Origin of the sequence: Pseudoalteromonas sp. S3776, assembly GCF_005886915.1 — a bacterium.
In the GTDB taxonomy this organism is placed as follows: domain Bacteria; phylum Pseudomonadota; class Gammaproteobacteria; order Enterobacterales; family Alteromonadaceae; genus Pseudoalteromonas.
The window spans coordinates 287,333-296,725 of sequence record NZ_PNCU01000002.1; the positions used below are offsets into that span (position 1 = coordinate 287,333).

Annotated in this window: 8 protein-coding genes; all 8 read left to right on the plus strand. The window is 44.6% G+C overall.

Annotation, left to right across the window (positions count from 1 at the left end; translation table 11 throughout):
• Nucleotides 1-136 precede the first annotated feature (136 nt).
• The 8 genes from xdhA to puuE are packed head-to-tail and all read left to right on the plus strand — an operon-like array spanning nucleotide 137 to nucleotide 9,203.
• Nucleotides 137-1,639, plus strand: coding sequence for a xanthine dehydrogenase small subunit (xdhA, locus tag CWC16_RS02510; RefSeq protein ID WP_138540374.1), 1,503 nt, complete (start codon nucleotides 137-139; stop codon nucleotides 1,637-1,639).
• Nucleotides 1,626-3,965 (plus strand): xanthine dehydrogenase molybdopterin binding subunit, encoded by a 2,340-nt coding sequence (gene xdhB, locus CWC16_RS02515; RefSeq protein WP_138540375.1) that lies wholly within the window; start codon nucleotides 1,626-1,628, stop codon nucleotides 3,963-3,965. The genes xdhA and xdhB overlap by 14 nt, the downstream gene beginning before the upstream one ends.
• A complete protein-coding gene (xdhC, locus tag CWC16_RS02520; RefSeq protein WP_138540376.1) occupies nucleotides 3,958-4,848 on the plus strand; it encodes a xanthine dehydrogenase accessory protein XdhC in 891 nt (296 codons plus the stop codon). Before xdhB ends, xdhC begins: the two co-directional genes overlap by 8 nt.
• A complete protein-coding gene (gene uraD / locus CWC16_RS02525; RefSeq protein WP_138540377.1) occupies nucleotides 4,845-5,345 on the plus strand; it encodes a 2-oxo-4-hydroxy-4-carboxy-5-ureidoimidazoline decarboxylase in 501 nt (166 codons plus the stop codon). Before xdhC ends, uraD begins: the two co-directional genes overlap by 4 nt.
• The gene (uraH, locus tag CWC16_RS02530) at nucleotides 5,342-5,680 is read left to right on the plus strand and encodes a hydroxyisourate hydrolase (RefSeq protein ID WP_138540378.1); all 339 of its coding nucleotides are present in this window, start codon (nucleotides 5,342-5,344) and stop codon (nucleotides 5,678-5,680) included. The genes uraD and uraH overlap by 4 nt, the downstream gene beginning before the upstream one ends.
• A gap of 2 nt (nucleotides 5,681-5,682) precedes the next feature.
• Nucleotides 5,683-7,047, plus strand: coding sequence for a guanine deaminase (gene guaD / locus CWC16_RS02535; protein WP_138540379.1), 1,365 nt, complete (start codon nucleotides 5,683-5,685; stop codon nucleotides 7,045-7,047).
• Between the two features lie 4 nt (nucleotides 7,048-7,051).
• Complete coding sequence (locus CWC16_RS02540) at nucleotides 7,052-8,263, plus strand: urate hydroxylase PuuD (RefSeq protein ID WP_138540380.1); 1,212 nt, start codon at nucleotides 7,052-7,054, stop codon at nucleotides 8,261-8,263.
• 1 nt (nucleotide 8,264) lies between these two features.
• Nucleotides 8,265-9,203 carry an allantoinase PuuE gene (puuE, locus tag CWC16_RS02545; RefSeq protein WP_138540381.1) on the plus strand — a complete coding sequence of 313 codons (939 nt, stop codon included), beginning with the start codon at nucleotides 8,265-8,267 and terminating at the stop codon, nucleotides 9,201-9,203.
• Nucleotides 9,204-9,393: the final 190 nt, after the last annotated feature.

The window sequence follows — 9,393 nt, forward strand, 5'->3', positions numbered from 1 at the left end:
GGTCAACAATGGCATGGTAACTGCAATAAACTTACCAAGATGAAAAAGTATTTTTCTTACCCGTGCGCAAACAACAAGAAAAAACATACGGCAAGCCTTTACATATCAGGGCTTTATAAAAAATAAGGGGGTCTGTGTGATTCAATTTTTATTAAATGACACGCCAATAGAAGTAGAAGAATGCTCGCCAAATCTCACCATTTTGGACTGGCTACGCACCAAAAAAGGGAAAATGGGCACCAAAGAAGGGTGTGCTACAGGCGATTGCGGCGCGTGCACAATTTTAGTCGGCGAAGAAAAAACAAATTCAAACGGTAACGCAGTTTGGCACTACCAAACCATGAACAGCTGCTTGCTTTTATTAGGCAATGCACACGCAAAGCATATAGTAACCGTAGAGGCTGTAACTGCTGGGCTTTACCCAACCCTTGAAGACTTACACCCAGTACAGCGTGCGTTAGTGGAGTGCCATGGTTCGCAGTGCGGTTTTTGTACCCCTGGTATAATAATGAGCATGTTGGCACTTTATATTAATAATCCGAGTTACCCTGGTAAAAAAGCCGCAATTCATGCTTTAGGTGGTAACTTATGCCGCTGCACTGGTTACAGCCCTATTTTACTTGCAGTTGAAAAAGCTTATAGCTACGAGCATAAAAATGAGCCTTACTCTGCCATGGCTGCACAATTTAAGGCATCACTAAATATAGGTGATGACATTCCTTGTTTAAAAAATGGCCCTCGTACGTTTTATTTACCGCAAAGTGCAGCGCAACTTGTTGAGCTAAAAGCGCATTACCCGCAGGCACACTTGGTTGCTGGTAGCACCGACTTTGCCATTGAGCTAAGCCAAAACATGCTATTGCCCGATATTATTATATCGCTTAGCCAAGCTAAAGAGCTGTGCACATTAAGCGATAACAACGGCGAGCTACATATTGGTGCAGCTCTCCCTTACAGCCAATTTGTTGAAGCGTTTTACACTTATTACCCTGAGTCTAAGGAGCTGTTTGAACGCCTTGGCTCTAACCAAGTACGTAACAGTGGCACCTTAGGTGGCAGCATAGGAAATGCCTCTCCTATTGGCGATCCAGCCCCATTGTTAATTGCACTTAATGCCACTCTAGATTTATTAAGCGCAGCAGGCACACGTACTATAAACGTGGCCGACTACTTTGTTGATTACAAAAAAACAGTAATTAAAAGCGATGAAGTCATTAGCAAAATTACAGTGCCAAAACGCCCAGACTCTTTAAAGCTTGCGTGCCATAAAATTTCAAAACGCTTTGAAGATGATATATCTACTGTGTGTTTAGTACTGGCTATAGAGCAAACACAAGGCGTAATTAGCAATGCCCGCTGCGCCATGGGCGGTATGGCTGCCATACCCAAACGCGCCGCGCATATAGAGCAAAAGCTTAATGCTCAGCCCTTACAAGTAAGCACGTTTATAGATGCCGCTAATGCTATAAATGATGACTTTGCACCCATGAGCGACGTACGCAGCAGCGCACATTACCGCACTACGGTAAGCAAAAACTTGCTACAGCGTATTGGTATTGAGTTTTGCGGTGCACAGCCAAGCAGCAATAAAAATAATAACAACATTGCCATTACGAGGATCTCACATGCGTCACTTTGAAATGGATAAACTAAAAGCCCAAGGCGGAAGTGTTGGCCAATCTAAATACCACGAAAGTGCAATAAAACAAGTATGTGGCAATGCAAACTACGCCGACGATAACCCAGAGCCTCATGGCTGCTTACACGCCTACCCTGTGCTTGCGCCTATTACTAGCGGCTTTATTAAATCAATTGATACAAGTAAAGCGCTTGAAGTTGCAGGTGTTAAACGTATTTTATCGGCTGATGATGTACCCGGTAAGCTTGATATTGGCCCGGTATTTCCAGGTGATGTACTGCTTACTAGCCATGAAATTCAATACCACGGGCAACCGGTACTGGTAGTCGTTGCCGACAGCTACGCCATTGCGCGCCGCGCTGCTCGCTTAGTGGTTATAGAGTGCGAGCAAACTACACCTATACTCGATATTAAAGAAGCCATAAAAAAAGAGCATTGGGTAAGACCGCCCCATTCACTTAACCGTGGTAATAGCGAGCAAGCCATCAACAATGCAGCCCACCAGCTTACAGGCGAAATACACATAGGCGGGCAAGAACATTTTTACCTTGAGGGACAAATAGCACTCGCTCAGCCCGATAACGACGGCGGGATTCATGTTCAGTGCTCTACGCAACACCCTACAGAGGTGCAGCACTTAGTTGCTAAAATTTTAAAAAAGCCATTTAGCTTTGTTAACGTAGAAACCCGCCGTATGGGCGGTGCTTTTGGCGGTAAAGAAACCCAAGGCGCACCGTGGGCTTGCCTTGCAGCGCTTGCGGTTTATTACCTTGGCTGTGCAGTGAAAATGCGCCTAGCCCGCAGCGACGACTTTAAACTTACCGGTAAACGCCACCCATTTTATAACCAATACCATGTAGGGTTTGACGAAAATGGCCTAATTGAAGGCGCTGATGTAACCGTAAATGGATTTTGTGGTTATTCGCCTGATTTATCTGATGCCATTGTAGACCGTGCAATGTTTCATGCCGATAACGCGTATTACTACCCAACTGCCACCATTAAAGGGAATCGCTGTAAAGTAAACACCGTAAGCCAAACCGCCTTTAGAGGATTTGGTGGCCCGCAAGGCATGATCATGGGCGAGCTAATAATGGACGACATTGCCGCTAAGTTAGGGAAAGATCCGCTTGAGATCCGAAAACTTAATTTATACAAAAAAGGCCGCGACACCACCCCGTATCATCAAACAGTAGAGCAGCATATTTTAATAGATATGATTGCTCAGCTTGAGGAGTCGGGGGATTACTGGGCGCGAAAAGAGGCAATTAAAGCCTTTAATACCACATCGCCTATTATCAAAAAAGGCCTTGCGATGACGCCGGTTAAATACGGTATATCGTTTACTGTACAACACTTAAACCAAGCCGGTGCACTTGTACATGTATATAGTGATGGCTCTATACATTTAAACCACGGCGGCACCGAAATGGGCCAAGGGCTAAACACCAAAATTGCGCAAATTGTGGCCCATGGCTTTGGGGTCGATTTTAACGCGGTAAGCATAAGCGCTACCCGTACCGACAAAGTACCAAACACCTCGCCAACCGCCGCATCAAGCGGGACCGACTTAAACGGTATGGCGGCGCTAAACGCTGTAAACACCATAAAAGAGCGCTTAATTAACTTTATAAGTGAGCACTTTGAAGTAGACAACCAAAGTATTGTATTTAAAGATAATCTCATAACCTTTAGCAAAGGCGAAATTAGCTTTAGCGAACTTGCAAACCTTGCTTACATGAATCGTATATCGCTTTCATCAACGGGTTATTACGCCACGCCTAAAATTCATTATGATAGAGCGAAAGGTGAGGGCCGCCCATTTTTTTACTACGCACACGGCGTAGCGCTCAGTGAAGTAGAAATCGATACGCTGACAGGCGAAAACACCGTAACGCGTGTTGATATTCTGCACGATGTGGGCAGTTCAATTAACCCAGCACTTGATATTGGGCAAATTGAAGGTGCCTTTGTGCAAGGTATGGGCTGGCTTACCACCGAAGACTTACAATGGAATGATAAAGGCCAGCTTGCAAGCTTTGGCCCTGCTAACTATAAAATTCCTGCTATTGGCGATACACCTGCCGAATTTAACGTCAATTTATATAATTCGGCCAACCCAGAAACCACCGTATTTAGATCAAAAGCGGTTGGCGAGCCGCCGTTTATGCTGGCCTTTAGTGTATGGAGTGCTATTCGTAATGCCATAAGCAGTGTGGCCGATTACAAATACACCGCCCCACTTGATACGCCTGCTACGCCTGAGCGTGTATTAAATGCAATTGAGCAAACCGCTAGCTGGTTTAAGGAGCATCAACATGGCTAATTTAAATGAGTCGTTTCAGGGTTTTCATACTCAAAATTGGGCGCAAGCTATAAACGAGCACGAGCAGAGCGGCACTAACTATGTTATTGCGACTGTGCTTGGCACCAATGGCTCAACCCCACGGGGCATAGGCTCTAAAATGATAATAAGTGGCGAACATATTTACGACACCCTTGGCGGTGGTCACCTTGAATACGTAGTAATAGAAAAAGCCCGCGAGCTACTTGCCAAAGGTGAGGCCGCGCAAGTGATAGAGCAATTTAACCTAGGCGCAAATTTAGGCCAGTGCTGCGGCGGGGCTGCCACCGTGATGCTTGAGTGCATGCAATGCGAGCGCTTTACGCTTGATATTTATGGCGCAGGCCACGTAGCACAAGCGCTTATTGGTATATTGGAACAGCTGCCTATGCGTATACGTTGGATAGATAGCCGCGCCGATGTATTCCCACAATCAATCCCTAATAACGTAGTAAAAGTGGTTGATGAAGAGCCAACAGAGCAAGTTAAACGCGCGCCCAAAGCTAATAATTACTTAATATTAACCCATAACCACCAGCTCGATTTTGCACTCACACAAGCCATTATTAAACGCGCCGATGCCAATTGGCTTGGCGTAATTGGCTCAGATACCAAAGCAAAACGCTTTAAGCAGCGCTTAGCTCATCGCGATTTTACCACCGAGCAAATAAAGCAAATGGTCTGCCCTGTTGGGCTTGAAAATGTAACGGGCAAGCTCCCTATGGAAGTGGCCATTTCGATTAGTGGGCAGTTAATTGGCCTTTATCAGGCTATGCAAACCCATGCGCCTAAACGCCAAGGTGTGCAATGGCGAGCACTTAAAAATGCCCTAATTAACACCACGCAAGAGGAAGTAGATGCATGAGTCGCTTAAAAATTAATAACCTAAATGAAGCGCAAGCGCATCAGGCATTAGAGCATTGCTGCGCTGCCCCTAAATGGGTAAGCGGTATGCTAAATACCATGCCATTTGAAAATAAAGAGCACCTATTTCAGAGCGCTCAAAGCGTATGGGATAGCCTAAGTGAGAGCGATTATTTGGCCGCTTTTGAAGGCCACCCGCAAATTGGCGATTTATCAACATTAAGTAAAAAGTACGCCGCTACAGCGCAAAAAGCGGGGCACGAACAATCAGGAATGAGCAAAGCAAACGAGCAAACCCTTAAAAAAATGATTGCGCTAAATAAAGAATACCTCAGTAAATTTGGCTTTATATTTATTGTGTGTGCCAGCGGCAAAAGTGCTGAGCAAATGCTTGAACTTATTGAGCAGCGTATACACAACACCCGCAGCACAGAGCTCAATATAGCTGCAGGCGAACAAGCCAAAATAACAAAAATAAGATTGGAGTCATTGCTATGAATAAAAGCCCTATCACTACCCATATTCTCGATACCAGCACAGGTAAACCTGCAGCCAATGTAGCTGTACAATTGTTTGTATACACTAATAACAAGTGGCAATTAATTGCCCAAGGTAAAACAAATAGCGACGGGCGTATTACCGACTGGCTAAATACAGACGTAGAATTTGCAACCTATAAGTTGGTATTTGATTTAGATAGTTACTATGAAAACCAGCCTACCCCAGCATTTTACCCAGAAGCGCAAATAACCTTTAGATTGCAAGATAAAAAACACCATCATATTCCATTATTGCTTAGCCCATTTGGCTACTCAACGTACAGAGGCAGCTAATTATGAGCACCCACAACAATAATAAAATGACCGTAATTTGTGCCAACATACTCGATTTTGTTGACGACCCCGCCATAGCAGGCGAAAGCGCCCATCGCTATTTTGAAAAAGGCGCGTTAGTTATTCAAAACGGCAAAGTGGTTAACCTCGGTTACGAGCAAGACATACTGCCAAGCTTAGATAAATCAGCCACTATTATTCGCCACGATGGCAAATTGGTTATGCCCGGCATGATAGACACGCACATACATTTGCCGCAAACCGAAATGGTCGGCGCGTATGGCGAGCAGCTTTTAAGCTGGCTCACCGAATATGCCTTTCCAACCGAAAAAAAGTTTACCTGTGAGCATTATTCAAAAGATATATCTAATCGCTTTTTAGATGAGCTACTTAGAAACGGCACCACTACCGCATTGGTATTTGGTACTGTGCACCCGCAATCGGTAGATGCGTTTTTTAACGAATCTCAAAAACGTAATTTACGTATGATTGCCGGTAAGGTAATGATGGACAGAAACTGCCCAGATGACTTATCAGATTGCGCGCAAACCAGTTACGATCAATCAAAAGCACTGATAGAAAAATGGCACAATGTTGATAGGTTAAGCTATGCGGTAACGCCACGTTTTGCGCCCACATCAACCCCAGAGCAACTACAAAAATGTACTCAATTATTAGAAGAATACCCCGACACCTACCTGCATACACACTTATCTGAAAACAAAGACGAGTGCGAATGGGTAAAAGGATTATTCCCAGAAGCAGAAGATTACCTTGGCGTTTACGAGCAAGCTAAAATGGTGCGTAAGCGCTCGGTATTTGCCCATAGTATTCATTTATCTGAACGTGAGCTTTGCTGCCTTGCCGATCAGGGCGCGGCTATATCTCACTGCCCTACCTCTAACTTATTTTTAGGCTCGGGCCTTTTAAATTTAAAAGCCTGTGAGGAGCACGGAATAAACGTGGGTATGGGTACCGATGTAGGCGCAGGCACGAGTTTTTCTATGCTACAAACAGGTAACGAAGCTTACAAAATCCAGCAATTACAAGGTCAAAAGTTTTCAGCATTTAAAGGCATGTATCTCGCTACTTTAGGTGGTGCACGGGCGCTTGATTTAGAAGGCACTATAGGTAACTTTGCTATTGGCTGTGAAGCTGACTTTATAGTAATGGACTATGCGGCTACCTCATTTTTAAAATTCAGAATTGGCCATGCAAAAACCCTGCATGAGAAACTTTTTGCCATGATGATGCTAGGCGATGACCGCTGCATAGAACAAACCTACATCATGGGTAAAAGCGTGTATAAGCGCGATGCAAAAGAGCAGTTTTCAACAACCCACACACCGCAATTAGAAGAGGCTTAACCTAATGGAAAACTATTTATTTGAGCTTGCTCATTTAGTCCTGCGTTATTTTCATGTCATTGCAGGCATTGCGTGGATTGGGGCGTCGTTTTATTTTGCGTGGCTTGATAATAACTTACAAACCCCGCCACAGTGGAAACAAGACAAAGGCATAAAAGGCGATTTATGGGCCGTGCACGGCGGTGGCTTTTACGAAGTGGCTAAGTATCAAAATGGCCCTGAAGAAATGCCGCATACCCTGCACTGGTTTAAATGGGAAGCCTACACAACGTGGATCACCGGTATTTTATTATTTAGCCTACTTTATTATGTTGGCGCCGATGTTTACCTAATCGATAACAGTAAAAGTGAGCTAAGTAAATTTGCCGCTATTGGCGCGTCGCTTGGCTTTATTGGCTTAGGGTATGGTGTTTATCGATTATTGTGCAAAACCCCGCTCGTTGAAAACGGTAAAGCGTTTATTGCTGTGGTTATTGGCATATTGGCCCTTTGGACTTACGGGGTTGACCAGCTATTTAGTGACCGCGCTGTGTATATTCATGTAGGTGCGCTTATTGGTACGTGTATGGTTGGCAATGTGTATCACATTATTATGCCAGGGCAGCGCTACATGGTAAGCGAAGTAGAAGCTGGCCGTATTCCTGATTCAGCACCGGGTTTAAAAGCAAAGCTGTGCTCTATTCATAATAACTACGCCACGTTACCTGTGGTATTTATTATGCTGAGCAATCACTTTCCTTACACCTACAGCCACAGCTTTGGCTGGCTTATATTAATTGCGCTATTTGGTATTGGCATGTGGATACGCCATTACTTTAACTTAAAGCACCAAGGTATTAATAAACCTTCGGTACTTATAAGTGGTATTGCCGCCTTTTTTGCCCTAATGCTGGCTATAGCTCCGTGGCCTAGCAGCCCAACAAATGCAGGCGAAAACGCACCTTTACAAGCAAGCATTACCGACACTCAAGCGTGGGATATAATCAGCAAGCACTGTACACAGTGCCACAGTGACACACCTACCTCTGAGCTTTTTCAAACAGCGCCGCTTGGCTTTAAGCTCGACTCACTTGCTGATGTAAAAAAAGCCAGCACGCTTATTCATACCCGCGCGGTTATAACCAAAGACATGCCATTGGCAAATATGACCAAAATGACTGATGCAGAGCGCGAAACGCTAGGCTCTTGGCTCACAACGCTTAAAAAGGAGCAATAACATGAGCGAGCAATTTAAACACTACCCGCGCGATTTAGTCGGTTATGGATCACAGGTGCCCCATGCAAATTGGCCCAATAAAGCCCGCATTGCTGTGCAAGTGGTATTAAATTACGAAGAAGGCGGTGAAAACTGTGTATTACATGGTGATGCAGCGGCCGAAACATTTTTATCTGAAATAGTCAGTGCCCCGCATGTAGAAGACCGCCATATAAGCATGGAGTCTATTTATGAATATGGCTCGCGAGCGGGTGTATGGCGTTTACTTAAACTATTTAAAAAATACGATATACCGGTCACCATTTTTGCAGTCGCAATGGCCCTTGAGCGCCACCCCGATGTAGCTAAAGCTTTTGTTGATGCAGGACACGAAATTGCAAGCCATGGCCTGCGCTGGATTAATTATCAACAGATAGATAAGCAAACCGAGCGCGAGCATATGCAAAAGGCCATTGAAATAATTCAAACGCTTACTGGTAAAAAGCCCACAGGCTGGTACACCGGGCGCACAAGCCCAAATACTGCAGCGCTTGTAGTCGAAAATGGCTCATTTTTATATGACGCCGACGATTACAGCGACGACTTACCCTTTTACAGTATTAAAGAAGGTAAACCACAGCTAATAGTGCCCTACACGCTTGATGTAAACGATATGCGCTTTGCTGCTGTGCAAGGTTTTAATGCCGGCGATCAGTTTTATAATTACTTAAAAGATGCATTCGATACGCTTTATGAAGAAGGCGACCCAGAAGGTGAAAACGCCCCAAAAATGATGTCGATAGGTTTACATTGTCGCTTAATTGGCCGCCCAGGACGCATTAAAGCCCTAGCGCGGTTTTTAGAATATGCGAGCTCCCATGAGCAGGTATGGTTTGCCACGCGCGAACAAATCGCTGAGCACTGGCTTAAAACCCATCCGTATAATACCAATCCGCAATAATACTTAATCATTTTCAGGGGCTAAACGTGTCGCTATCTGCGTTAAAAAATTCTCATTTACGACTGCATGGATGCAGAAGGTAGAGCAATGCAGGAGCAATTGCCGAGAACAACTAAATAGCGAATTTTTTGCCTTGCTATCAACACGTTTATCCATCCTCAAAATAGATCACTTAATTATGCGGTTTGGT

Coding starts and splice junctions, on each gene's coding strand:
- CWC16_RS02540 (WP_138540380.1), top strand. CDS start 7,052: ATGGAAAACTATTTATTTGAGCTTGCTCATTTAGTCCTGCGTTATTTT.
- guaD (WP_138540379.1), top strand. CDS start 5,683: ATGAGCACCCACAACAATAATAAAATGACCGTAATTTGTGCCAACATA.
- xdhC (WP_138540376.1), top strand. CDS start 3,958: ATGGCTAATTTAAATGAGTCGTTTCAGGGTTTTCATACTCAAAATTGG.
- xdhB (WP_138540375.1), top strand. CDS start 1,626: ATGCGTCACTTTGAAATGGATAAACTAAAAGCCCAAGGCGGAAGTGTT.
- puuE (WP_138540381.1), top strand. CDS start 8,265: ATGAGCGAGCAATTTAAACACTACCCGCGCGATTTAGTCGGTTATGGA.
- uraH (WP_138540378.1), top strand. CDS start 5,342: ATGAATAAAAGCCCTATCACTACCCATATTCTCGATACCAGCACAGGT.
- uraD (WP_138540377.1), top strand. CDS start 4,845: ATGAGTCGCTTAAAAATTAATAACCTAAATGAAGCGCAAGCGCATCAG.